The organism is Pseudomonas sp. GV085, assembly GCF_003050925.1.
In the GTDB taxonomy this organism is placed as follows: domain Bacteria; phylum Pseudomonadota; class Gammaproteobacteria; order Pseudomonadales; family Pseudomonadaceae; genus Aquipseudomonas.
Map to the genome: position 1 here is coordinate 213533 of NZ_QAOV01000011.1, position 24374 is coordinate 237906.

23 protein-coding genes and 1 pseudogene are annotated in these 24374 nt (G+C 59.9%); 10 read left to right on the forward strand and 14 right to left on the reverse strand.

Features of this window, described 5'->3' with window-relative positions; genetic code table 11:
• The first annotated feature begins 61 nt into the window (after nt 1–61).
• Both C8K63_RS22470 and C8K63_RS22475 read left to right on the forward strand, forming a co-directional pair.
• Entirely contained in the window at nt 62–274 is a 213-nt protein-coding gene (locus C8K63_RS22470) for a type II toxin-antitoxin system HicA family toxin (protein WP_108218679.1), read from the forward strand.
• Entirely contained in the window at nt 274–678 is a 405-nt protein-coding gene (locus C8K63_RS22475) for a type II toxin-antitoxin system HicB family antitoxin (RefSeq protein ID WP_108218680.1), read from the forward strand. Before C8K63_RS22470 ends, C8K63_RS22475 begins: the two co-directional genes overlap by 1 nt.
• Nucleotides 679–784: 106 nt before the next feature.
• Here C8K63_RS22475 and C8K63_RS22480 read toward each other — a convergent pair whose 3' ends face one another.
• The gene (locus tag C8K63_RS22480) at nt 785–1990 is read right to left on the reverse strand and encodes an MFS transporter (RefSeq protein ID WP_108218681.1); all 1206 of its coding nucleotides are present in this window, start codon (nt 1988–1990) and stop codon (nt 785–787) included.
• A gap of 235 nt (nt 1991–2225) precedes the next feature.
• Between C8K63_RS22480 and C8K63_RS22485 the strand changes: the two genes are divergently transcribed.
• Nucleotides 2226–2855 (forward strand): hypothetical protein, encoded by a 630-nt coding sequence (locus tag C8K63_RS22485; RefSeq protein ID WP_108218682.1) that lies wholly within the window; start codon nt 2226–2228, stop codon nt 2853–2855.
• A 63-nt stretch (nt 2856–2918) separates the two neighbouring features.
• On the opposite strand, the gene C8K63_RS22490 is transcribed toward C8K63_RS22485, so the two are convergent.
• From C8K63_RS22490 to gcl, 8 genes are all read right to left on the reverse strand, one after another.
• Nucleotides 2919–3917, reverse strand: coding sequence for a sulfate ABC transporter substrate-binding protein (locus tag C8K63_RS22490; RefSeq protein ID WP_108218683.1), 999 nt, complete (start codon nt 3915–3917; stop codon nt 2919–2921).
• A gap of 175 nt (nt 3918–4092) precedes the next feature.
• A complete protein-coding gene (locus tag C8K63_RS22495; RefSeq protein WP_108218684.1) occupies nt 4093–4917 on the reverse strand; it encodes an ion transporter in 825 nt (274 codons plus the stop codon).
• Nucleotides 4918–4938: 21 nt separating this feature from the next.
• Nucleotides 4939–5853, reverse strand: a complete 915-nt coding sequence (locus C8K63_RS22500; protein ID WP_108218685.1) for an urea transporter — start codon at nt 5851–5853, stop codon at nt 4939–4941.
• 189 nt (nt 5854–6042) lie between these two features.
• Nucleotides 6043–7458 carry a pyruvate kinase gene (gene pyk / locus C8K63_RS22505; RefSeq protein ID WP_108218686.1) on the reverse strand — a complete coding sequence of 472 codons (1416 nt, stop codon included), beginning with the start codon at nt 7456–7458 and terminating at the stop codon, nt 6043–6045.
• Complete coding sequence (locus C8K63_RS22510; RefSeq protein WP_108218687.1) at nt 7448–8728, reverse strand: glycerate kinase; 1281 nt, start codon at nt 8726–8728, stop codon at nt 7448–7450. The genes pyk and C8K63_RS22510 overlap by 11 nt, the downstream gene beginning before the upstream one ends.
• A 149-nt stretch (nt 8729–8877) precedes the next feature.
• The gene (locus C8K63_RS22515; protein WP_108218688.1) at nt 8878–9771 is read right to left on the reverse strand and encodes a 2-hydroxy-3-oxopropionate reductase; all 894 of its coding nucleotides are present in this window, start codon (nt 9769–9771) and stop codon (nt 8878–8880) included.
• Between the two features lie 123 nt (nt 9772–9894).
• Nucleotides 9895–10677 (reverse strand): hydroxypyruvate isomerase, encoded by a 783-nt coding sequence (gene hyi, locus C8K63_RS22520; protein WP_108218689.1) that lies wholly within the window; start codon nt 10675–10677, stop codon nt 9895–9897.
• A gap of 146 nt (nt 10678–10823) precedes the next feature.
• Nucleotides 10824–12599: a glyoxylate carboligase gene (gene gcl / locus C8K63_RS22525; RefSeq protein WP_108218690.1), complete on the reverse strand. Its 1776-nt coding sequence runs from the start codon at nt 12597–12599 to the stop codon at nt 10824–10826.
• 260 nt (nt 12600–12859) lie between these two features.
• Here gcl and C8K63_RS22530 point away from each other — a divergent pair, with 260 nt between their 5' ends.
• On the forward strand, nt 12860–13300 hold the full coding sequence (locus C8K63_RS22530; RefSeq protein ID WP_108218691.1) for a heme-binding protein: 441 nt from the start codon (nt 12860–12862) through the stop codon (nt 13298–13300).
• Nucleotides 13301–13528: 228 nt separating this feature from the next.
• Nucleotides 13529–13987 carry a transposase gene (locus tag C8K63_RS22535; RefSeq protein ID WP_108218705.1) on the forward strand — a complete coding sequence of 153 codons (459 nt, stop codon included), beginning with the start codon at nt 13529–13531 and terminating at the stop codon, nt 13985–13987.
• 120 nt (nt 13988–14107) lie between these two features.
• On the opposite strand, the gene C8K63_RS22540 is transcribed toward C8K63_RS22535, so the two are convergent.
• Entirely contained in the window at nt 14108–14716 is a 609-nt protein-coding gene (locus C8K63_RS22540; protein WP_108218692.1) for a TetR/AcrR family transcriptional regulator, read from the reverse strand.
• Nucleotides 14717–14850: 134 nt separating this feature from the next.
• On the opposite strand from C8K63_RS22540, the gene C8K63_RS22545 reads away from it, so the two are divergent.
• On the forward strand, nt 14851–15765 hold the full coding sequence (locus C8K63_RS22545; RefSeq protein WP_108218706.1) for a DUF808 domain-containing protein: 915 nt from the start codon (nt 14851–14853) through the stop codon (nt 15763–15765).
• A 127-nt stretch (nt 15766–15892) separates the two neighbouring features.
• Here C8K63_RS22545 and C8K63_RS22550 read toward each other — a convergent pair whose 3' ends face one another.
• A complete protein-coding gene (locus C8K63_RS22550; protein ID WP_108218693.1) occupies nt 15893–16681 on the reverse strand; it encodes a VacJ family lipoprotein in 789 nt (262 codons plus the stop codon).
• A complete protein-coding gene (locus C8K63_RS22555) occupies nt 16674–17972 on the reverse strand; it encodes a serine/threonine protein kinase (RefSeq protein ID WP_108218694.1) in 1299 nt (432 codons plus the stop codon). Before C8K63_RS22555 ends, C8K63_RS22550 begins: the two co-directional genes overlap by 8 nt.
• Before the next feature lie 225 nt (nt 17973–18197).
• On the opposite strand from C8K63_RS22555, the gene C8K63_RS22560 reads away from it, so the two are divergent.
• Nucleotides 18198–18566, forward strand: a complete 369-nt coding sequence (locus C8K63_RS22560; protein WP_108218695.1) for a hypothetical protein — start codon at nt 18198–18200, stop codon at nt 18564–18566.
• A gap of 154 nt (nt 18567–18720) precedes the next feature.
• Here C8K63_RS22560 and C8K63_RS22565 read toward each other — a convergent pair whose 3' ends face one another.
• Nucleotides 18721–20316, reverse strand: a complete 1596-nt coding sequence (locus C8K63_RS22565) for a glycosyl hydrolase family 17 protein (protein ID WP_108218696.1) — start codon at nt 20314–20316, stop codon at nt 18721–18723.
• A gap of 288 nt (nt 20317–20604) precedes the next feature.
• On the opposite strand from C8K63_RS22565, the gene C8K63_RS22575 reads away from it, so the two are divergent.
• From C8K63_RS22575 to C8K63_RS22585, 3 genes are all read left to right on the forward strand, one after another.
• Nucleotides 20605–21456 (forward strand): glycine betaine ABC transporter substrate-binding protein, encoded by an 852-nt coding sequence (locus C8K63_RS22575; RefSeq protein ID WP_108218697.1) that lies wholly within the window; start codon nt 20605–20607, stop codon nt 21454–21456.
• A gap of 284 nt (nt 21457–21740) precedes the next feature.
• A complete protein-coding gene (locus C8K63_RS22580) occupies nt 21741–22052 on the forward strand; it encodes a DUF485 domain-containing protein (protein WP_108218698.1) in 312 nt (103 codons plus the stop codon).
• Nucleotides 22049–23707 carry a cation acetate symporter gene (locus C8K63_RS22585; protein ID WP_108218699.1) on the forward strand — a complete coding sequence of 553 codons (1659 nt, stop codon included), beginning with the start codon at nt 22049–22051 and terminating at the stop codon, nt 23705–23707. The genes C8K63_RS22580 and C8K63_RS22585 overlap by 4 nt, the downstream gene beginning before the upstream one ends.
• A 505-nt stretch (nt 23708–24212) precedes the next feature.
• On the opposite strand, the pseudogene C8K63_RS30980 reads toward C8K63_RS22585, so the two are convergent.
• Nucleotides 24213–24374: pseudogene (locus C8K63_RS30980) on the reverse strand (IS4 family transposase); the annotation flags it as partial.

Here is a 24374-nt window from a genome sequence, read left to right on the forward strand (position 1 = left end):
GTGCTTGAGTAAAGATAACTCTAGGGTTATTTTTAATTGGGCCGGAGCAAGGAGGCTGGTGGTGCAGAGCAGGCTATTGATCAAGGAATTGACGGAGGCAGGTTGGACTTTGGACAGGGTCACTGGCAGCCATCACATCTTCACTCACCGATACAACCCATACACGATCCCCGTCCCCCATCCGAAAAAGGATTTGCCGATCGGGACGGTCAAGAGCATCAGGAGGCGCGCCGGACTGTACTGCCCGCCAGCCAGTTACGCAGGAGATCCATAATGCAATATCCAATCTGTATCGAATGGGGCGATGAGCACACCGCCATCGGTATCCAGATCCCCGATATTCCGGGCGCGGTAACCGCCGGGGATACCTTTGAAGATGCCTATAACGCTGCTGTCGAAATTGCCCACATCATGCTGCAAGAGATCGCGGCAGATGGAGAGACAATTCCAATGCCGACTTCAGCAGCGGTGCATCGTGGTAATCCGGAGTTCGCCGACATGGGCTGGGGAATGCTGGAGCTGGATATTTCGCCGTATATGGGCAAGACCGAGAAGGTCAATGTCACGCTGCCCGGCTATGTGATCCAGCGCATTGACCGCTATGTGCGCGAGCACAACGTCAAAAGCCGCTCCTCCTTTCTGGCGGATGCGGCGATGGAGAAGCTGGTTCGGCAATAAATCGGGGGCGCTTTCATTCGCGAGCAGGCTCGCTCCCACAAGGTTAGTGAATAACCTGCAGGAGCGGGGTTGCTCCGGGCGGCGATCCGACGAAGCTTTTAGCGATCTATGCCGTCACCAGCGAAGCCTTCTGCGAAACACTCAAGAACCGCAACAACGCCAGCAGCGGAAATGCGCTGCCGACGATCACGATCCACAACCAGCCGCCCTGTTCGTACACCGCGCTGGCCACCGAAGAGCCAAAGGCGCCGCCGATGAAGATGCTGGTCATGTACAGCGCATTCAGGCGGCTGCGGCTTTTGCCGTCGAGGGCGTACACCGCACGCTGGCCGAGGACCATGTTCATCTGCACGCAGAAGTCGAGCACCACACCGGTCACAGCCAGGCCGATGACGCTCCAGGCCGGATGGATAAACGCCGGCAGAAAACTCAGGCTGGCGAACAGCAGGGCGAGCAATGAAGCGATGCGGGTGTGACCGGCATCGGCCAGGCGTCCGGCGATAGGGGCGGCAATGGCGCCGATGGCGCCCACCAGCGCGAAAATCGCGATCTCGCTTTGCGACAAACCGTGATTGCGCGCCAGCTCCAACGGCACGGCGGTCCAGAACAGGCTGAAGGTGGCAAACATGCACCCCTGGTAAAACGCCCGCTGGCGCAGCACCGGTTGTTTGCGCAACAGCGTCCACAGCGAGCCCAGCAATTGGCCATAGGACGCACTGTGATCAGGTTCACGCTTGGGAATGGTCACGGCCAGCACGATGCTGATGGCTGCCATCAATACGGCGGCAATCACAAACATCGCCCGCCAGCCGAAGTGGTCGGCCACCACGCTGGACACCGGCCGGGCCAGCAGAATGCCGAGCAACAAACCGCCCATGATCCCGCCCACCACGCGGCCACGGGTTTCTTCCGGCGCCAGGTGCGCGGCCAGCGGAATCAGGATCTGCACCGAAACCGAACTGAACCCCACCAACAGCGAAATCAGCAAAAACACATTCGGCTGATCGGTGAACGCCGCCCCCAGCAGGCTGCCGATTGCCACCAGCGTGGTGATGATCATCAATCGGCGGTTCTCCAGCAAATCCCCCAGCGGCACCAGGAAAAACAGCCCCAGCGCATAGCCGATCTGAGTCAGGGAAACGATCAGGCTGGCCAAGGTGTCGGTCAGGCCGATGTCCGGCGCGATCAGTCCGATAATTGGCTGCGCGTAGTAGATGTTGGCGACAATGGCGCCGCAGCAGAAGGCGAACAGCAGCACCATGCCTGGGGTCATTGTCGCGGTGCCGTGGGACACCTGGGTCGCTGGGTTCATAACGGGTCTCGCTGTACGGAAAGGAATGCGCGCAGGCTAATGGGCTGACTGAAACGGCGGAAGTGGGATTGGAGTGATAGCAATCATTCCATTGCGGAATGACTGACGGACGCGTGTGTCGCCCGTCGAAGAGCCTTGCGTCAGAACTATGGAGGTGAATGATACATTCACTTATATCTTGCTCGATAGCGTGCTTATGTTCTCTCTTACTGTCTTGCCACCGGAGGGCCGTCCCATGAATGTGAAGTTTCGTCAGCTGATTCTCCGCGCTTGTGTCGCTTCCTTGATCAGCGTATTCAGCGTTGGCCTGGTGCAGGCCGAGGATGCGCCGGGCACGCGCATCGGTGTGCGCGGCGAGATCACCGGTGTCAGCCAGGAGGTTTTGAAAGTCCATGCCAACAGTGGCGAAAACGTAGTGATCAACCTGAGCAAGGACACCAAGGTCCGCGCCGTGACCCTGGCCAACATCGAAGACATCAAGCCCGGCAGCTACATCGGCTCTGCGGCCATTCCTCAGGAAGATGGCACCCTCAAGGCCCTTGAAGTTCATGTTTTCCCGCCGGAGCTGGCCGGCAGTGGCGACGGTCATCGGCCCTTCGATCTGGTCAAGGGCAGCAGCATGACCAACGGCAGCGTCGGCGACCTGGTAGTGAGCAACGGTAGGGTGCTGACAGTCAATTACAAGGGCGGCCAACAGAAGATCCTGGTGCCGGAGGACGTACCCATCGTCAACCTGGTGCCGGCCGATCGCAGCCTGTTGAAGGTGGGCGTGAAGATCGTGACCTTTGTCACGCAGGGCGCTGATGGCACGCTCACCGCTCAATCCATCTCGGCGGGCAAGGATGGCGTGACGCCGCCGATGTAGCGGGAAGTCGCAGAACCTGTGGGAGCAAGCTCGCTCCCACGGGGGTTGCAGTGTTTCAGTCGATTACTGACCGCTGTAGATCTGGTCGAAAACCCCGCCATCATTGAAGTGGGTCTTCTGCACCGTGCGCCAGTCACCGAAGGTCTTCTCCACCGACAGGAAGTCCACTTTCGGGAAGCGGTCGGTGTACTTGGCCAGCACGGCCGGGTCGCGCGGGCGCAGGTAGTTGGCGGCAGCGATTTCCTGACCTTGCGGCGACCACAGGTATTTCAGGTATTCCTCGGCGGCGGCGCGCGTGCCTTTCTTGTCGACGGTTTTATCCACCACCGACACCGGTGGCTCGGCTTCGGCGGAAACGCTTGGGTAGATGACTTCGAACTGATCACGGCCGAACTCGCGGGCGATCATTTCCGCTTCGTTCTCGAAGGTCACCAGCACGTCGCCGATCTGGTTGGTCATGAAGGTGGTGGTAGCGGCACGGCCACCGGTGTCGAGTACCGGCGCCTGCTTGAACAGCTTGCCGACGAAGTCTTTGGCCTTGTTCTCGTCGCCGCCGTTTTTCAGCACGTAGCCCCAGGCCGAGAGGTAGGTGTAGCGACCGTTGCCGGAGGTTTTCGGGTTCGGGACGATGACCTGAACTCCGTCCTTGAGCAGGTCCGGCCAGTCTTTCAGGGCTTTCGGGTTGCCCTTGCGCACGATGAACACGGTGGCCGAAGTGAACGGCGCGCTGTTGTCGGGCAGGCGCGTGACCCAGTTGTCCGGGACCAGTTTGCCGTTGTCCGCCAGGGCGTTGATGTCGGTGGCCATGTTCATGGTGATGACATCGGCTGGCAGGCCGTCGATCACCGAGCGCGCCTGTTTGCTGGAGCCACCGAAGGACATTTGCAAGATGATGTTTTCGTTGTGCTCGGCTTGCCAGTGTTTCTGGAACGCAGTGTTGTAGTCCTTGTAGAAATCGCGCATCACGTCGTAGGAAACGTTGAGCAGGGTCGGTGCGGCCTGAGCCACGCTGGTCAGTGCCAGGCCCGCGGCCAGAAGAGAGGCGCCAAAGAGTTTTTTCACTGCGAATTCCCTGTTCTATGTAGGAGCTGCCGCAGGCTGCGATCTTTTGACTTTGTTTTTCAAGATCAAAAGATCGCAGCCTGCGGCAGCTCCTACAGGTTATTTATTAGTTATCAACGAGGTGTCGACTATAGCCGGGCTCGTTTAGTCCCTTAAAGATTAAAAAGCTCTTTGCTTATTCCAGTTTTTTGAACAATGCATTGCCACAACGGGAACAGAACGAGGCTTCTTGTTCGTGGCTGTTTTTCGCACACACCGGGCAGTCGTGCTGTATCTGGCCACCACGCATGGCCGTGGCCAGTTCGGCGGTGAAGATCCCCGTGGGCACGGCGATGATCGAGTAACCGGTGATCATCACCATCGACGAAATGACCTGGCCCAGGGCGGTCCTGGGCACGATGTCGCCATATCCGACTGTGGTCAGGGTGACGATAGCCCAGTAAATGCCCTTGGGAATGCTGGTGAAGCCACTTTGCGGGCCTTCGACCACGTACATCAGGGTGCCGAACACGATCACCAGAGTGCAGACGCTGAGCAGGAACACGAGGATTTTCTGCTTGCTGCCGCGCAGGGCATCGAGCAGGTAATGGGCTTGCTTGAGGTACGGACCGAGCTTGAGCACGCGGAAGATCCGCAGCATCCGGATCACCCGGATGATCAGCAGGTACTGGGCATCGCTGTAGTACAGCGCGAGGATGCCGGGCACGATGGCCAGCAGGTCCACCAGACCATAGAAACTGAAGGCATAGCGCAGAGGCTTGGGCGAGCAATACAGGCGCAGGATGTACTCGCCGAGGAAGATCACCGTGAAGCCCCACTCGATGTACGCAAGCACGCTGGCGTAGTTCTGGTGGACGTCATCGATGCTGTCCAGGATCACCACCACCAGGCTGGCGAGGATGATCAGCAGCAGGGTGGAGTCGAAGCGTCGCCCGGCAACGGTGTCGGTCTGGAAAATAATCACGTACAGGCGATTTCGCCACGTATCGTTGCTGTTCATGCACATCGCCTTGGCCGCAAATCAGCGCAGCCTAGGTTGATTCTCCCCGGGAGCGCAAGGCGCGCTTTCGACCGTGGCTTTGCCGAGCATTTGCACGACGCTGCGAATCAGCCAGCCGGCCAGAATGAACGGCGCGGTCAGCGTGGGCAGACCGATGGCGGCAAACACCGGCGTCAGCAACAGCGCCAGGCCAATGCCAAGCAGCGGCAGCCACGGTTGGCGACGCTGCGAGCTGAAGGCGAGGGCGGCCAGCACGGCGTTATAGCCACCGAGGCCGAGCAGTGCGGTATAGAAGTCGTGGTGCAACAGGCTCCAGCCCATGCCCGCGACAGACGCCAGCACTGCCCAGCAGAAGGCGCGGCGATCAGCGATCAGCAAACCGGCGGCAATCATCGCACCGGCCAGCGGATGACCGAGGAACATCACCTGGCCGAGGCCTTTGAGTGGCGCGACGAGCATGTTCAGCGTGCTGACTTCAATCAAGTGCGCCTCTGTCGAGGGCGTGGCGAAGCACAGCAGCAACCAGCCCAGCCCGACGAAGGGCGCGGTGTAGGCGGGCAGGCATTGGCTGAACCGGACGCGCTTGAGCCACTGCTGGGTGACCATCGCACTCAGGCCTCCGGCGGCCAGAATCAGTGGCGGCATCATCGCCGACCAGGGGAAATACAGGCTCAGCAACAGTCCGAGCAACACGCCGTTGTAGCTGAACAACCCGGCCTGACGATCGGCCTTGGCATAGTTGCGGCGTTGCGCGGTGAACAGCCCGGCGACACCGCCGAGCAAGGCGCCGCCGAGCAAGGCGGGAGCCGTGAACAAGATGGCCAGGAGGCACAGCAGGCCGCACAGCGGATTACGCTGGAGAAAGATCTGGCTGAAGCCGTTGAGCAAGGCTTCGGCCCAATCGGGGCAGTGGGTGTTGAAATGGTTGGCAGGCATTTTGAAATCGAGGGCAGTGGAAAATCAAAGGTGTTGCACAAACTCTGTGGCGAGGGAGCTTGCTCCCGCTGGGGCGCGAAGCGGCCCCGGATCCGGTGAATGCGGTTTCTCTGTGGATCCCGTCATGCCGAAAAGGCGACTGCTACGCAGTCGAGCGGGAGCAAGCTCCCTCGCCACAAATTGCGTTCGTTAGATCAATGTCTCGATACGCAAAGAGTTAGTCGACCCCGGTTGCCCAAACGGCACACCCGCAGTGATCAACAGCGTGTCGCCACGCTGCGCCATGCCCTGGGCCTGGGCAATTTCCAGTGCCGTGGAGCAGACTTCATCGACCTGACGCAGGCGGTCGTTGACTACCGAGTGCACGCCCCACGCCACACTCAGACGACGAGCGGTCTGCAGGTTCGGTGTCAGGTTGAGGATTGGCACCGTCGGCCGCTCCCGCGCCGCGCGCAGGCTCGACGCGCCGGACTCGCTGTAATTGACCAGCACCGCCACCGGCAGCACGTTGCTGATGCGGCGAATGGCGCAGCTGATCGCGTCGGAAACGGTCGCCTCGGCTTTCGGTCGGCTGACGTCGAGTTGGGTCTGATAGTCCGGACCGTTTTCCACCTGGCGGATGATCTTGCTCATCATCTGCACGGCTTCGAGCGGATATTCGCCGGAGGCGGTTTCCGCCGACAGCATCACCGCGTCCGCACCTTCGGCCACGGCGTTGGCGACATCGGTGACCTCGGCGCGGGTTGGCGCCGGTGAGAAACGCATCGACTCCAGCATCTGCGTCGCCACCACCACCGGTTTGCCGAGCTGGCGGCAGGTGCCGATGATGTTCTTCTGAATCTGCGGCACGCTTTCGGCCGGCACTTCCACACCCAGGTCACCCCGGGCGACCATGATCGCGTCGCTCAATTCGGCGATCTCGCGCAGTTGTTCGACGGCCGAAGGCTTCTCGATCTTGGCCATCAGGAATGCCTTGTCGCCGATCAGGCTGCGGGCTTCGCGGATGTCGTCGGGACGTTGCACGAACGACAGCGCCACCCAGTCCACACCGAGCTCCAGGCCGAAGGTCAAGTCGCGGCGATCCTTGGCGGTCAGCGGGCTCAGGTCGAGCACCGCTTGCGGCACGTTCACGCCTTTGCGATCCGATAGTTCGCCGCCGTTGAGCACGGTGGTGTCGATGGCGTCGGCGTACTTGGTCACTACCCGCAGGCGCAACTTGCCGTCGTCCAGCAGCAGGTCCATGCCCGGCTCCAGGGCGGCGATGATTTCCGGGTGCGGCAGGTTGACCCGGCGCTCATCGCCCGGCGTGGCATCGAGGTCCAGGCGCAAGGCCTGGCCGCGGACCAGTTGCACCTTGCCTTCGGCGAACTTGCCGACCCGCAGTTTCGGGCCTTGCAGGTCCATCAGGATGCCCAATGGATAGTTCAGCTGACGCTCGACTTCACGAATCCACTGAAAACGCTGGGCGTGGTCGGCGTGATCGCCATGGCTGAAGTTCAGGCGGAAGATGTTGACCCCGGCCAGCACCAGCTCACGGATGGTGTCGATGCCATCGGTGGCCGGGCCGAGTGTGGCGAGGATTTTGACCTTTTTATCAGGCGTCATGTTTAGTGCTCTCAAGGATCAGAATGGCGCGGAAGTCGTTGACGTTGGTACGGGTCGGCTCGGTGACGATCAGCGCGTCCAGCGCCTCGAAGTAGCCGTAACCGTTGTTGTTGTCCAACTCGTCACTGGCGCTCAGGCCCTTTACCGCAGCACGGGCGTAGCTGTCCGGGGTCATGATCGCGCCGGCGTTGTCTTCGGAGCCGTCGATGCCGTCGGTGTCACCGGCCAGCGCGTAGACGCCGGGCAGGCCCTTGAGGCTGTCGGTCAGGCTCAGCAGGAACTCGGCGTTGCGCCCGCCACGGCCGTTGCCGCGCACGGTCACTGTAGTTTCACCGCCCGAGAGAATCACGCAGGGCGCCGCCAGCGGCTGACCGTGCAGCACGATCTGTCGTGCGATGCCGGCGTGGACTTTCGCCACCTCGCGGGATTCACCTTCAAGGTCACCGAGGATCAGCGGACTGAACCCGGCCTGGCGGCATTTCACCGCCGCCGCTTCAAGGGATTGTTGCGGGCGCGCGATCAACTGGAAATGACTGCGTGCCAGGTTCGGGTCACCGGGTTTGACGGTTTCCGACTCGGGGCTTTGCAGCCAGGTGCGCACCGAAGCCGGAACCTCGATGGCGTAGCGTTTGAGGATCGCCAGCGCTTCGGCCGACGTGCTCGGGTCGGCCACGGTAGGGCCGGAGGCGATGACCGTGGCGAGGTCGCCCGGCACATCGGAAATCGCATAGGTGTAGACCGTGGCAGGCCAGCAGGCTTTGCCCAGGCGGCCGCCCTTGATCGCCGAGAGGTGCTTGCGCACGCAGTTCATCTCGCCGATGGTCGCGCCGGACTTGAGCAGGGCTTTGTTGATCGACTGCTTGTCGGCCAGGGTGATGCCGACCGCCGGCAGGGCCAGCAGGGCAGAGCCACCGCCGGAGAGCAGGAAGATCACGCGGTCGGATTCGTTCAGGTCGCTGACCAGTTCCAGCACACGCTTGGCCACGGCCAGGCCGGCAGCATCCGGTACCGGGTGCGCGGCTTCGACCACTTCGATTTTTTCGCAAGGGGCGCCGTGACCGTAGCGGGTCACCACCAGGCCGGACACTTCACCCTGCCAGCAGCGCTCAACCACTTGGGCCATGGCGGCGGCGGCTTTGCCTGCACCAATGACGATCACGCGACCGCTGCGGTCGGCAGGCAGATGGGCTTCGAGGACTTGTTGCGGATGCGCCGCGTCGATGGCTGTGGCAAACAGCTCGCGCAGCAATTGTTGCGGATCGACCGACATGGCGGGCTCCCGGAATTCTTGTTATTGGAGAACGGCTAGAACCCCTGTGGGAGCTAGCCTGCTAGCGATTCAGGCACTGAGGTCTATCAGACACACCGCGTCGATTTCATCGCTGGCAGGCTAGCTCCCACAGGTTTTGCGGCAGGGGCTTACTTCTTGTCGCGAATCGAGAAGTTCGCCATGTGTTCCAGGCCCTTGATCAGCGCCGAGTGGTCCCAGTTGCTGCCACCAATGGCCGCGCAGGTGCTGAACACTTGCTGGGTGTTGGCGGTGTTCGGCAGGTTGATGTTCAGCTCCTTGGCGCCTTGCAGGGCCAGGTTCAGGTCCTTCTGGTGCAGGCTGATGCGGAAGCCCGGATCGAAGGTGCCCTTGATCATGCGCTCGCCGTGCACTTCGAGGATCTTGGAGGACGCGAAACCGCCCATCAGTGCTTCACGCACCTTGGCCGGATCGGCACCGTTTTTCGAAGCGAACAGCAGGGCTTCAGCCACGGCCTGGATGTTCAGGGCCACGATGATCTGGTTGGCCACCTTGGCGGTCTGACCGTCGCCGTTGCCACCGACCAGGGTGATGTTCTTGCCCATGGCCTGGAACAGCGGCAGGGCGCGTTCGAAGGCGTCGGCATCGCCGCCAACCATGATGCTCAGGGTCGCCGCCTTGGCGCCGACCTCACCGCCGGATACCGGGGCGTCGAGGTATTGCGCGCCGTTTTCGTTGATCCTGGCCGCGAAAGCCTTGGTGGCGGTCGGCGAGATCGAACTCATGTCGATCACCACTTTGCCTTTGCTCACGCCCGCAGCGATGCCGTCGGCACGGAACAGCACGTCATCGACCTGCGGGGTATCCGGAACCATGACGATGATGAATTCAGCTTCCTCGGCGACTTGCTTCGGGTTCGCCAGGGCAACGGCACCGCCGGCAATCAGGTCGGCAGGGGCTGCGTCGTGGTGCGCCGACAGGAACAGGCTGTGACCGGCTTTCTGCAGGTTCGCCGCCATTGGGTGGCCCATGATGCCGGTGCCGATAAATCCGATTTTAGCCATGAGAAAATCCTCTTGTTTTTGTGCTTTCTGTAGGAGCGAGCTTGCTCGCGAAGGGGTGTCAATCGACACCGGTGTGGCTGACACACCATCGCGAGCAAGCTCGCTCCTACACAGGGTTCAGTGTTAGATCACGTTGTGGGTTTTCAACCAGCCCAAACCCGCTTCAGTGGTGGTCAGCGGCTTGTATTCGCAACCGACCCAGCCCTGATAGCCGATGCGGTCCAGGTGTTCGAACAGGAAGCGGTAGTTGATTTCACCGGTACCTGGTTCGTTGCGCCCCGGGTTGTCAGCGAGCTGCACATGATTGATTTCGCCCAGGTGCGATTGCAGGGTGCGGGCCAAATCGCCTTCCATGATTTGCATGTGATAGATGTCGTATTGCAGGAACAGGTTGGCGCTGCCGACCTGCTCGCGAATCGACAGGGCTTGCGCCGTGTTGTTCAGGTAGAAGCCTGGAATGTCACGGGTGTTGATCGCTTCCATCACCAGCTTGATACCCGCCGCTTGCAGCTTGTCGGCGGCGTACTTGAGGTTGGCGACGAAGGTCTTCTCCACGGTGGCATCGTCAACGCCCTGCGGACGAATACCGGCCAGGCAGTTGACCTGGGTGTTGCCCAGCACTTGCGCGTAAGCGATGGCCAGGTCGACACCGGCACGGAACTCTTCAACCCGGTCCGGCAGGCACGCGATACCGCGCTCACCCTTGGCCCAGTCACCGGCCGGCAGGTTGAACAACACTTGGGTCAGACCGTTGGCGTCGAGCTTGGCCTTGATTTCGGCGGAGCTGAAGTCGTACGGGAACAGGTATTCGACACCACTGAAGCCGGCATTGGCGGCCGCTTCGAAACGGGCGAGAAAGTCCTGTTCGGTGAACAGCATGGACAGGTTGGCTGCGAAACGCGGCATGGTGGTCTCCCGTTGAAAATTAATGATGATGGCTATCTGTAGGAGCTGCCGCAGGCTGCGATCTTCTGATCTTGATCTTCAAAATCAAAGATCAAAAGATCGCAGCCTGCGGCAGCTCCTACACAGGGGCATCAAGCCATAGCGGATCAGTCGAGCAACGAAATCGCAGTCGGTGCGTCGTCGCCGACCAGCGCCAGGTCTTCGAATTCGTTGACGGCGTTGATCTCGGTACCCATGGAAATGTTGGTCACGCGCTCCAGGATGATCTCGACGATCACCGGAACCTTGAACTCTTCGATCAGCTCCTGGGCCTTGCGCAGGGCAGGCTGGATCTGGGCCGGTTCAAACACGCGCAGTGCCTTGCAGCCGAGGCCTTCGGCAACTGCGACGTGGTCGACACCATAGCCGTTGAGTTCCGGCGCGTTCAGGTTGTCGAAGGACAGCTGCACGCAGTAGTCCATGTCGAAACCGCGTTGTGCCTGACGGATCAGACCCAGGTACGAGTTGTTCACCACAACATGAATGTACGGCAGCTTGAACTGCGCACCCACGGCCAGTTCTTCGATCATGAACTGGAAGTCATAGTCCCCCGACAGGGCCACGACTTTACGGTTCGGATCAGCCTTGACCACGCCCAGTGCTGCCGGAATGGTCCAGCCCAGAGGGCCAGCCTGACCGCAGTTGATCCAGTGACGCGGCTTGTAGACGTGCAGGAACTGCGCGCCGGCAATCTGCGACAGACCGATGGTGCTGACGTAGCAGGTGTCTTTGCCGAACACCTGGTTCATCTCTTCGTAAACCCGTTGCGGCTTGACCGGCACATTGTCGAAGTGAGTCTTGCGCTGCAGGCTGGCCTTGCGCTGCTGGCAGTCTTGCAGCCAGGCGCTGCGGTTCTTCAACTTGCCGGCGGCTTGCCATTCGCGAGCGACTTCGATGAACACGGTCAGCGCGGCAGCGGCGTCGGAAACGATGCCCAGGTCCGGGGTGAACACGCGGCCGATCTGGGTCGGTTCGATATCGACGTGAATGAACTTGCGGCCTTCGGTGTACACGTCAACGGAACCGGTGTGGCGGTTGGCCCAACGGTTGCCTACGCCCAGAACCACGTCGGATTTCAGCATGGTCGCGTTGCCGTAGCGGTGCGAAGTCTGCAGACCAACCATGCCCACCATCAGCGGGTGATCGTCCGGGATGGTGCCCCAGCCCATCAGGGTCGGGATAACCGGAATACCGGTCAGCTCGGCGAACTCCACCAGCAGATCGCTGGCATCGGCGTTGATGATGCCGCCACCGGCCACCAGCAATGGGCGCTCGGCCTGATCCAGCATGGCCAAGGCTTTTTCAACCTGGACGCGGGTAGCGCTCGGCTTGGCCAATGGCAGTGGCTGGTAGGCGTCGATGTCGAATTCGATCTCGGCCATCTGCACATCGAACGGCAAGTCGATCAGCACCGGGCCTGGACGGCCGGAGCGCATTTCATAGAAAGCTTTCTGGAACGCGTAAGGCACCTGGCCCGGTTCCATGACGGTGGTCGACCATTTGGTGACTGGCTTGACGATGGTGGTGATATCGACAGCCTGGAAGTCTTCCTTGTGCATACGGGCGCGGGGTGCCTGGCCTGTGATGCAGAGGATTGGAATCGAGTCGGCCGAGGCGCTGTAGAGCCCGGTGACCATGTCAGTACCGGCAGGGCCGGAAGTGCCGATGCACACGCCGATGTTGCCGGCCTTGGTGCGGGTGTAGCCCTCGGCCATGTGCGAGGCGCCTTCAACGTGGCGAGCGAGTACGTGATCGATGCCGCCGACCTTTTGCAGGGCGGAGTACAGCGGGTTGATGGCGGCACCCGGGATGCCAAAAGCGGTATCGACCCCTTCACGGCGCATCACCAGAACGGCGGCTTCGATTGCTCTCATTTTGCTCATGGTTTTGTGCCTCTTTACGTTTTGTAATTGTATACAAGTGGCTTTGCGCAGAGTGTATTCACGGCGGACGGCGCAGGTCAATCCATTTTCTCAAGCGGCCGTTTCATTCGTCGGAAGCCCTTTCTACTGTGGCTTTTCGTCGCATGTGGCGCTTTTCGAGAATTATTGTATACAAAAAAATAGTTCATTGTGTTCTATTTATTGCATCGGGCTGCCGCGCAGCCCAACGACTTTCCGAAAAACAAAATGAGGACGGCACCATGAGCGCTTTAACCTTGAAAGTCGCAGTCAACCTGGTCAACGAGGCCATCACCGCAGGGCGTGCAATCTCTGCGGCGCCCTTGACCATTGCGGTACTGGACGCCGGCGGGCATCTGATCGCCTTGCAACGCGAAGACGGCGCCAGCCTGCTGCGCCCGCACGTCGCCATCGGCAAAGCCTGGGGCGCCATCGCGCTGGGCAAGGGTTCACGCCTGCTGGCGCTGGACGCCCAGCAACGCCCGGCATTTATCGCCGCGTTGAACAGCCTGGGGCAGGGCAGCGTCGTGCCGGCACCGGGTGGTGTGCTGGTTCGCGATCAGGACAGGAATGTACTGGGGGCGGTGGGGATCAGCGGCGATCTGTCGGATGTCGACGAGCAGTGCGCGATCAATGCGATCGAGGCGTTGGGGTTGGTGGCGGATGCTGGGGTGGCGGCTTGATCTTCGCTGATTGAATTACCGCTTCCGTCGGAACGCCGCCCGGAGCAAGCGCGCTCCCACATTGGATTTTTTGCGTACACAAATTTTGTGAACGACAGCGATCAAGTGTGGGAGCGGGCTTGCTCGCGAAGGCAATCTCCCAGATACATCCAGCTAAAGGTCTGCCCCACAATCCTGTAGTCGCTGAACTAGCCTTTCCATGACTTCAACATGAGAGAGGGCAAGGGAATGCCTGAGCTGTCAGCATCACACCGCCTGCGCATCGGCCGCTACGCCGAGCAAAACCGCATTTACCTACTGACTGCCAATACCCTGAAACGAGAACCTGTTTTCAGGGATTACACCCTTGGCAGACTGGTTGTTCATCAATTCAGGCAAGCACAGGATGACGGCTTTGCCGAGTCGTTGGCCTGGGTGGTCATGCCCGATCATTTTCACTGGCTGATTCAATTGCAAAGAGGATCGTTAGCGCAACTGATGTGTCAGGCGAAATCCTTGAGTACTCGTGCAGTCAATAAGGCAACTGGCAGAGCGGGGAGTCTCTGGCAGCAGAGTTTTCATGACCATGCGCTGAGAAAAGAAGAGGATCTGGTAAAGCTGGCACGATATGTTGTGGCAAACCCATTGCGGGCTGGGCTGGTCGAGAAGCTTGGTGACTATCCGTTGTGGGATGCCATTTGGGTTTGACCGGCAGACCGAGTTGTCTCCATTCGCGAGCAAGCCCGCTCCCACACTTGATCGCAATTCTTCTGGCGAGACTCGTTCCAATGTGGGAGCGGGCTTGCTCGCGAATAGCCTTGATGCGGTCTACCGCTCAGCCTCACACCCCTTCAGCACCAACCGGATAATCGTCTGCGCCGCCGCTTCGTAATCTTCTTCATCCAGCCGGGCTTTGCCGGTGATGGCGGTGATCTGCCAGTCGAAGTCGGCGTAGGTCTGGGTCGCGGCCCAGATGCTGAACATCAGGTGGTTGGGGTCGATGGGGGCGATTTGCCCGCGGTCGATCCAGGTCTGGATACACTCGATGTTGTGTTTTGCCTGGCCGTTGAGCTGTTCGACCAGATCGGTGCTCAAGTGGGGCGCGCCGTGCATGATTTCGCTGGCGAACACCTTGGACGCGAAAGGCAGGTCGCGGGAGATGCGGATTTTCGAGCGAATGTAGCCGCTGAGCACTTCTCCGGGTTCGCCGTCCGGATTGAACGGTGTCGACGCCTGCAGGATGGGCTCGATGATGCTTTCCAGGACCTCGCGGTAGAGGTTTTCCTTGGATTTGAAGTAGTAGTAGACGTTGGGCTTGGGCAATCCGGCCTTGGCTGCGATGTCGCTGGTTTTGGTCGCAGCGAAGCCTTTGTCGGCGAATTCCTCACTGGCGGCACGCAGGATCAGTTGTTTGTTGCGCTCGCGGATAGTGCTCATAAACCGGGTGATTCCTTGCCTGTTCTGGCGGTTGCGCATGGTATCACCGGCCTCGCGCGACGCTCAAGAATGCACCGAGACCCGTTATGCCGCGCTATGCTGCTGCGCATTCATTGCAGAAGGAAACCCGATTCATGGCAGGAAGCAGTTTGCTGGTGCTGATTGACGACATCGCCGCCGTGCTGGACGACGTGTCATTGATGACCCAAATGGCCGCCAAGAAAACGGCTGGCGTACTCGGTGACGACCTGGCACTCAACGCCCAGCAAGTCAGCGGCGTGCGTGCCGAGCGGGAAATCCCGGTGGTCTGGGCGGTCGCCAAGGGTTCGTTCATCAATAAATTGATCCTGGTGCCGTCGGCGCTGGCCATCAGTGCGTTCATTGCGTGGCTGGTCACCCCGTTGTTGATGGTCGGTGGTGCCTATCTGTGCTTCGAAGGCTTCGAAAAACTCGCCCACAAGTTCCTGCACAGCAAGGCCGAAGATCAGGTCGAACATGCTGAACTGGTCGAGGCGATGGCAGACCCGGAAGTGGATCTGGTGGCGTTCGAAAAGGACAAGATCAAGGGCGCGATCCGCACCGACTTCATTCTCTCGGCGGAAATCATCGCCATCACCCTCGGCACCGTGGCCGGTGCGCCGTTGAGCCAGCAAGTCATCGTGCTGTCGGGGATCGCAATCGTCATGACCATCGGCGTCTATGGCCTGGTGGCGGGTATCGTCAAGCTGGATGACCTTGGACTCTGGTTGACTCAAAAGCCCGGGCAGATGGCGAAAAGCATCGGTGGCGCCATTTTGCGTGCTGCGCCGTACATGATGAAGAGCCTGTCGGTGATTGGCACGGCGGCGATGTTCCTGGTCGGTGGCGGCATCCTGACCCACGGTGTGCCGGTGGCGCATCACTGGATCGAAGAGGTGGGTGCGGCGGCGGGTAGCGGCGGATTTATCGTGCCGGTGTTGCTCAATGGTTTGGCGGGGATTGTCGCAGGGGCGGTGGTGTTGGTTGGCGTAATGGCTGCCAGCAAAATCTGGAAAACACTGAAAGGCTGAAGGCAACAAATAACAAATGTGGGAGCGAGCCTGCTCGCGATTGCGGTGTGTCAGACAACCTTGTTGGTGACTGACACGACCTCATCGCGAGCAGGCTCGCTCCCACAGTGTTTCTGGGGCCCCGGGTTTACTCGGCGATCTGCAACTTGCGCGCTTCGGTATACACGTAACGCACTTTGTCGTACTCGAACGGCGAGTTCGTCTGGCCATAGCGGAAGGTGGTCTGGTAGCGCTTGTCGATGCCGCGCAGGATCAACACTTCCGGATGGTTGGAGCTGACTTCGGCCACGTTGAGGAAGTTGATCGCACTCTCGGCCGAGTAATCCACCACCAGGCCGCCGGTATCACGCAGGTTCGACGGACCGAGGATCGGCAGGACTAAATAAGCGCCGCCCGGCACGCCGTAGAAGCCCAGGGTCTGGCCGAAGTCTTCGCTTTGGCGCGGCAGGCCCATGGCGGTGGCCGGGTCCCACAGGCCGGCGATGCCGATGGTGGTGTTGAGCAGCAGGCGCCCGGTGGTTTCCAGCGAGCGCTGGCCCTTGAGTTGCAGCAGGCTGTTCATCAGATTCGGCACGTCGCCGAGGTTGTTGAAGAAGTTGCTGACGCCGGTGCGCAGGAAGTTCGGGGTGACGTAGCGGTAACCATTGACCACCGGCAGGAACACCCATTGATCGAAGCGGTAGTTGAAGTGATAGACGCGCCGGTTCCACTCTTCCAGCGGATCGTAGACGGTCAGCGCGCTGAGGGTTGAACGCTCGAACTCACGCTGGTCCAGACCCGGGTTGAATTTGAGTTTGCTCAGCGGTTCCTTGAAACCATCACTGTCGACGACCACGGGGGCGTTGGCTTTGCTGTTGTCGGCATTGGCGACGCCTGCACAGAGTAACGCTGCGAAAAGCAGGAGGTATTTAGCCACGGAAGAACTCCAGCATGGCGTCGCTGTTGACGCGGTAGTTAATGTTTCCGCAATGGCCGCCCAGCGGGTAAACGGTCAGGCGATCGCCAAAGGTCCGGCGCAGGAAACCGAGGTCGCCAGGGCCGAGGATCACGTCATCGGCGTTGTGCATGACGGCGATTTTCGGGCTGTCGTGCAGATAGTCCTTCAGCGCATACAGGCTCACCTGGTCTATCAGTTGCAGCAGGCTGCCGCCGTCGGTGCGGGCGCGCCACATCGGGATCACTTGTTCGGTGATGTAGCAGTCGAAGTCGCATTGCAGCGCACGCTTGAGGAATGGGGTGAGGCTGGTGCCCTCGGTGATCGGGAACTTGGGGGGGGTGATCAGGCCGCGACGGTTGACCAGGTCCGAAGTGAAGGCAATGTCGGCCGCCGAAAAGCGGAACGAGGTGCCGATCAGCATGGCCATCTGCTCGTTGGACAGGTGCTGCTTGGACTGCTGGAAGTCGTAGAGCAGGGCGTCGTTGAGGTCGATGTAGCCCTTCTGCTGGAAGTAGCGGGTCAGCTTATTCAGTACAAGTTCATAGAACGTGGTGCTGTTGTTGATGCCCTTGACCTCGGTCTGGACCAGCTTGTCGAGGTTGGTGATCGAGGTGTAGAGGTTGACCGGCGGGTTGAGCAGCAGGACTTTCTTGAAGTTGAAGCTGCGGCGGGTTTCGTCCAGGTGCGCGACGAAAGCGGCATCCAGTCCACCCAGGCTGTAGCCGGTCAGGTAGTAATCGGTGACTGGCAGTTTCGGGTTCTGTGCCCGTACGGCCTGCATCACCCGGTACAGGTCTTCGGCGTCCTCCTTGGACACACCCGGTGTGGCGAAGCGTGATGCGGCGCTCATGAAGTCATAGCTGGTGGGCGATGACAACTGCACCACGTGGTAGCCGGCTTTGTAATAAAGCTTCTTCAGGTATTCGTTCAGGGTGCTGTCATAGCGTGCGCCGGTGCCGGCGATCAGGAAAATCAGTGGTGCGGCGTGATCCTGCGTGGCAATGCGGTAGTCGAGTTTCTTGACCGCCCAGAAATTATCCGGCAATTCGAACGCCCGTTCCGGACGCAAGGTGACGCTGCGCACTGCCTGATCGATGTCATCGTCCAGAGGCAACTCCGGACGCAAGTCCGGCGGCGTGGTCGCGATGGTCGCCTCGAACGGGTTGGTCAGGGGGTAGCCATAACTGGCGGCATCTATATCGACCGCCAGTGCGGACGCACTCAAAATAAGGCCGCCAAACAGGGCGGCGAAGCGCAAGGAACGGAGCATGACTAAATCCCTTAGAAGAAGGTGCCGAATGAATTTCGCAGGCTATGACCATCGGATCTGCGCCAAAGTGCCAACCATCGGCACGAAACAGGCCTGATTGCGCAGTAGTAGTAGCTGGACGATACACTTTGCCGCGATTGAAAGACCAGTTAACAGTTGTTATCGCTTGCGAAACGCTTTCGGGCGATTAAGCTGGCCGCCGTTTTTCGCCAATTGGAGTGTTTCATGTCTCGCCGCCTGCCCGTGATTCTGCTGCTTGTATTGCTGCCTGTATGGCTTGTCGCCAGCTATGGCGCGCGTTATGGCTTCATGGAGGATGCGCAGTGGGTCGGCATTTGCGTGGATGAGGCAAGCCGCTGGGAATGCCAGGTGCGTTCGAACCTGGGGCTGATGATCCACTTCGGGGTGCTGGGCTGGGCTGCGCTGGGTGCGGCAATCATCGGCTTTGTCGTACCGGGGCGGGCAGGCTGGTGGTTGGCAGCGCTGGCGCTGGTGTTCGGGTTTCCGGCGCTGGCGTTGTACAACACGACGCTGGCGGTGTTTGCGGTGGTGATTGCCGGGTTGCGGTTGGTCAGGGCTGCTCGCGGCGTTTAAAAGTCCGTCTTCGTCGGAACGCCGCCCGGAGCAGGCTCGCTCCCACAATAGATCCTCAGTGAACACAACATTTGTGTGCGACCAAGATCAATTGTGGGAGCGAGCCTGCTCCGGGCGGCGTTCCGACGATGAGGCCAGTCGGGTCGCTAAAGAATCAAGCTGTACGAACCCGCAGGCAACGCCACAACGCAGCCACCATCAACACACTCACCAGCGCCCAACCCCAGGCCTGTTGATTCTGCAAACCTTCACGAAACAACTGCGGTGCAATGCCGGCACCGATGATGAAAGTCAGCAACGCAACCTCGCGGCGCGGCACATTCACCGGGCGGCACAGATAAACCAGCGCAGGCACGATGAACGCGACACTCGGGAAGCTGCGATAACGCGGATCGAACACCAGTTCCAGCATCATCACGGCTGCAGCGAAACCTTTCGTTGCAACCAGCCAGCCAGCACGACGTTCCAGCAAGTTGAAGGCCCGCCCACGCCAACCGCTGCGAGGACTCAATGTCAGCGCGGCATGGGCCAGCACCAGCAGGTTCAGCGCGGTCAGCAATCCGACCCATAGCCATTCACTGGTAAAACGCGTGGTCACCCGTGCCAGGTCACCCCAGGCGCCAATCGAGCACGCCGCCAATGCACCGAGCAGTGGCAGCACCAGCGCTGAGCGCGTCGTGCGAACCCGGCCACCGAGCAGTAACGTGCCGATGAAGATCAAACCACCCACCGCCAGCCATTGCGACCAGTAGGGTACGTTTGTCACTGGCCCGGCCAGCACGCCCTTGTCCTGGCGATCGGCATCGAAAAGCCCCCAGTAACCACCCACTGCACCTTCACTGGCGCGTTTCCAAGGCTGGTCGAAGGCTTCGATCAGGTTGTAGTGCCAGCCCCGTTGCTCGGCCATGGCGACAAAACCGCGAATGAACCTGGCTTCGTTGACCCGGCTCGGCAGGGCCGTTTCGCGTTGGCGACCTTCACTTGGCCAGCCGGTTTCGCCGATCAGTACATCCTTGGGCGCGAACTTGTTGCCGAACACCTGGCGTACTTCGGCCACATGTTGCAGGGCAGCGTCGATGTTCGATGGATCATCTTCCCAATACGGCAGCAAATGGATGGTCAGGAAGTCTACGGCGGGGGCGATTTCCGGATGCTTGAGCCAGAACTCCCAGACGTCGGCATAGGTGACAGGCTGTTTGACCTGGCTTTTGACCTTGTTGATCAGTTTCGCCAATTGCGCGCCGGTGACTTCCTTGCGCAACAGGGTTTCGTTGCCGACGATCACCGCGCTCACCACATCCGGGTTGGCATTGGCCGAGGCGATCAGCAGGTCGACTTCTTTTTCCGTGTCCACCGGGTTGCTGTTCACCCATGCGCCAATCATCATTTTCAAGCCGTGCTTGCGCGCCAGTTCCGGCAGGGCTTCGAGGCCGGTCATGGAATAGGTGCGGATGCATTCGAAGCTTTTGGACAGCAGCGCGAGATCGGCATCCATGCGCTCGGGGCGCAGTTTGAAGGGCTGGTCGAACGGCGATTGATCCTTGTCGAACGGCGTGTAGGACGCGCATTGCAGCTTGTGCGTTGCGCTGGCCGCGTCCGGCAATATCACCGGTTTACCGAGGCCATACCAGAAGCCGCCCAGGGCAAACAGCCCGAGCAGGCAAGCGAATAGATAAGCTGCAAAAGGGAAGCGGGATGTCGCGGACATGGAAAGGCCGTGTGGGAGCAAAGCCGCGCATGTTACCTGCATTTACCGCGTGCTTGGTGGCCCGCATGATTTTGACATGCAATGTTCGGGCGGAGTCTGCGATGCGTTGGTCGCGCTCAGGATTAATGGCGTTCTGATGTCGTTTCTCGTTGCCTCGATGTCGCTGGCAGAGCAGGTCGCCAAGAGCGTCAGGTTGATCATCGAAGGCGTCAGTACTCCGCTGATGTTCGAACGAGTTTGCGGTTAGGCGTGATGGGGGCGCTGTGCACCATAACAATACGTTTAAGCGGCTCGGCATCCGTCGAGCGCAGCACTTTCGGGGAAGTAACGATGAAGATGCGACGACTCTTGGGCGCAGGTGCCGCTTTGGTGCTGGCGATCAGTTCTACCGTGGCCAGTGCCGCCGGCAAGGAAGTGACGATCGGTTATGTCGACGGCTGGTCGGACAGCGTTGCCACGACCAACGTGGCTGCGGAAGTGATCAGGCAGAAACTCGGTTATGACGTGAAGCTGCAAGCCGTCGCCACCGGGATCATGTGGCAAGGCGTGGCCACCGGCAAGCTCGACGCCATGCTGTCGGCCTGGCTACCGGTGACCCACGGCGATTACTGGACGAAGAACAAGGATCAGGTCGTCGATTACGGCCCGAACTTCAAGGACGCGAAAATCGGCCTGATCGTGCCGGAATACGTCAAGGCCAAGTCCATTGACGACCTCAAGACCGACGACACCTTCAAGAACCGCATTGTCGGCATCGACGCAGGTTCAGGCGTGATGCTCAAGACCGATCAGGCGATCAAGGACTACGATCTGACCGGCTATCAACTCAAGGCCAGTTCCGGCGCCGGCATGATCGCCGAGCTGACCCGTGCCGAGAAGAAAAACGAATCCATCGCGGTGACCGGCTGGGTGCCGCACTGGATGTTCGCCAAGTGGAAACTGCGCTTCCTCGAAGACCCGAAAGGCGTGTACGGCGCGGCTGAAACCGTGAACAGCATCGGCAGCAAGGGCCTGGAGGCCAAGGCGCCGGAAGTGGCCAAGTTCCTGAAGAACTTCCAGTGGGAATCCAAGGATGAAATCGGCCAGGTGATGCTGGCGATCCAGGACGGTGCCAAGCCTGAAGCAGCGGCGAAGGATTGGGTCGCCAAACACCCTGATCGTGTGGCTGTCTGGACCAAGTGATTTGAGCTGACGCGTCTGGTCAGCATCTTCCAGGGTCGCTCGGCAAATTTATGCCAAGCGGCCCTTTGCTTTTTTGTAGGAGCGAGCTTGCTCGCGATGGGCGTGAACGTTAACGCGTGCTGTCTGAAAAAGTGCGGCGCCTTCAAAATCATCGCGAGCAAGCTCGCTCCTACAATTGGCGAATCCGTCATGGCGTTCTAAGACTAAGGTCGTCTGGAACCTGCCCCGCAGCCGCATAGAGTGGATACCGTTCCAACTAAATCTGTGCTGCGAGGATAAAAACAATGAACGACAGCATTTACCTCTCGATTCAAAACAGCCCGCGCTTCAAGGAGCTGGTTAGCAAGAGGGAACGATTCGCCTGGATTCTTTCGGCGATCATGCTAGGGCTTTACTCTGCCTTCATCCTTTTAATTGCTTACGGGCCGCAAGTGCTGGGGGCGAAAATCAGTCCCGAGTCTTCGATTACCTGGGGCATACCGATTGGCGTCGGGCTGATTGTTTCGGCCTTCGTCCTGACCGCTATCTACGTACGACGTGCCAATGGCGAGTTTGACGACCTGAACAATGCGATTCTCAAGGAGGCTCAGCAATGATCCGGCGTCTACTGGCTCTATTGAGCATCGCGGCTTTTACACCGGGCGCCTGGGCGGCTGAAGCCCTGACCGGTGAAGTGCAAAAGCAACCTCTCAACGTCGCCGCGATCCTGATGTTTGTCGTGTTCGTGGGTGCAACCCTGTGCATTACTTACTGGGCCTCCAAGCGCAACAAGTCGGCGGCCGACTACTACGCGGCGGGCGGCAAGATCACCGGGTTCCAGAACGGTCTGGCGATTGCCGGCGACTATATGTCGGCCGCCTCGTTCCTGGGGATTTCCGCGCTGGTGTTCGCTTCCGGCTATGACGGACTGATCTATTCGATCGGCTTCCTGGTGGGCTGGCCGATCATTCTGTTCCTGATCGCCGAGCGTCTGCGTAACCTGGGCAAGTACACCTTTGCCGACGTGGCGTCCTACCGCCTGGGGCAAACCCAGATCCGCACACTGTCGGCCTGCGGTTCGCTGGTGGTGGTGGCGTTCTACCTGATCGCCCAGATGGTCGGTGCCGGCAAGCTGATCCAGCTGCTGTTCGGTCTCGACTATCACGTCGCAGTGATCCTGGTGGGCGTGCTGATGTGCCTTTACGTGTTGTTCGGCGGCATGCTGGCGACCACCTGGGTGCAAATCATCAAGGCAGTCCTGCTGCTTTCCGGCGCTTCCTTCATGGCGCTGATGGTGATGAAACACGTCCACTTCGACTTCAGCCTGCTGTTTTCCGAAGCGATCAAGGTTCACCCTAAGGGTGAAGCGATCATGAGCCCTGGTGGCCTGGTGAAAGATCCGGTCTCGGCGTTCTCCCTCGGCCTTGCATTGATGTTCGGTACCGCTGGCCTGCCGCACATTCTGATGCGCTTCTTCACCGTGAGTGACGCAAAGGAAGCCCGCAAGAGCGTGCTGTACGCAACCGGCTTCATTGGTTACTTCTACATCCTGACCTTCATCATCGGCTTCGGCGCGATCCTGCTGGTCAGCACCAACCCGGCCTTCAAAGATGCGGCCGGCGCGTTGCTCGGTGGCAACAACATGGCGGCGGTGCACCTGGCCAACGCGGTCGGTGGCAGCATTTTCCTGGGCTTCATCTCGGCCGTGGCGTTCGCGACCATTCTGGCGGTGGTTGCCGGTCTGACCCTGGCCGGTGCGTCGGCGGTGTCTCACGACCTGTATGCCAGCGTGATCAAGAAGGGCAAGGCCAACGAGAAGGATGAGATTCGTATTTCGAAGATCACCACCGTTGCTCTGGGTGTGTTGGCCATCATCCTGGGCATTCTGTTTGAAAGCCAGAACATCGCGTTCATGGTCGGCCTGGCGTTCTCCATCGCGGCGAGCTGCAACTTCCCGGTACTGCTGCTTTCCATGTACTGGAAAAAGCTGACTACTCGGGGTGCGATGATCGGCGGCTGGATGGGGCTGATCAGTGCCGTGGGCCTGATGGTGCTTGGTCCGACCATTTGGGTGCAGATACTGCATCACGAGAAAGCCATCTTCCCGTATGAGTATCCGGCGTTGTTCTCGATGATGATTGCTTTTGTCGGGATCTGGTTCTTCTCGGTTACCGACAAGTCGACTGCGGCTGACAATGAGCGGGCACTGTTCTTCCCGCAGTTTGTTCGTTCGCAGACTGGTCTGGGGGCGAGTGGGGCGGTTTCGCACTAAGCGTTTGGGTTTGACTGTTTAAGATGTGTTGAATGGAAATGCCCTGGTCGAGAGATCGGGGCATTTTTTATTGGGCGGTAATCGGCCCGAATTTCATGGAGGTTCCTGATTTACCGTAGGAGCTGGCTTGCCAGCGAAGGCGGCCCGAAAGCCGACTTGATTTCGCGGATGTATCACTCCGTAGGAGCTGCCGAAGGCTGCGATCTTTTGATCTTGTTTGTCAGGAATAACGCCAACAGATCGCAGCCTCGTTGCACTCGACAGCTCCTACCAGCGCCTACCGGGAAATGCGCACGCATGAAGAGCCAGGCCGGCCGGTAGGCCGCCTCGGGTTAGCCGCGTACGGCCATGGATGGCCGATCGCGGCGGGCCCACGGAGCAGGACCGGAGCGAGGGCATGCCGAGCCATGGCGAGGCACTGAATGTCAGGGGCAAAAGCCCTTGGTTACTTGGGGCCGGGCGGCGTTCCGCTCTTCCAAGTGACCCGCCGTAAGGGCCAGCCCTTTCAAGGTGTTTTCCCTTTATGGGCCTTAAGCACCCGATCCGTCGACACATGAGCGTGCGCAGCTTTGCCGTCCAGCCACTCCTTGGGTTTGGCGATTTTGGGACCACGTATGCTTTTGGCCACTTGCTTGGGCTTGATATTCCTGGCGAGCGCCAACAGTCG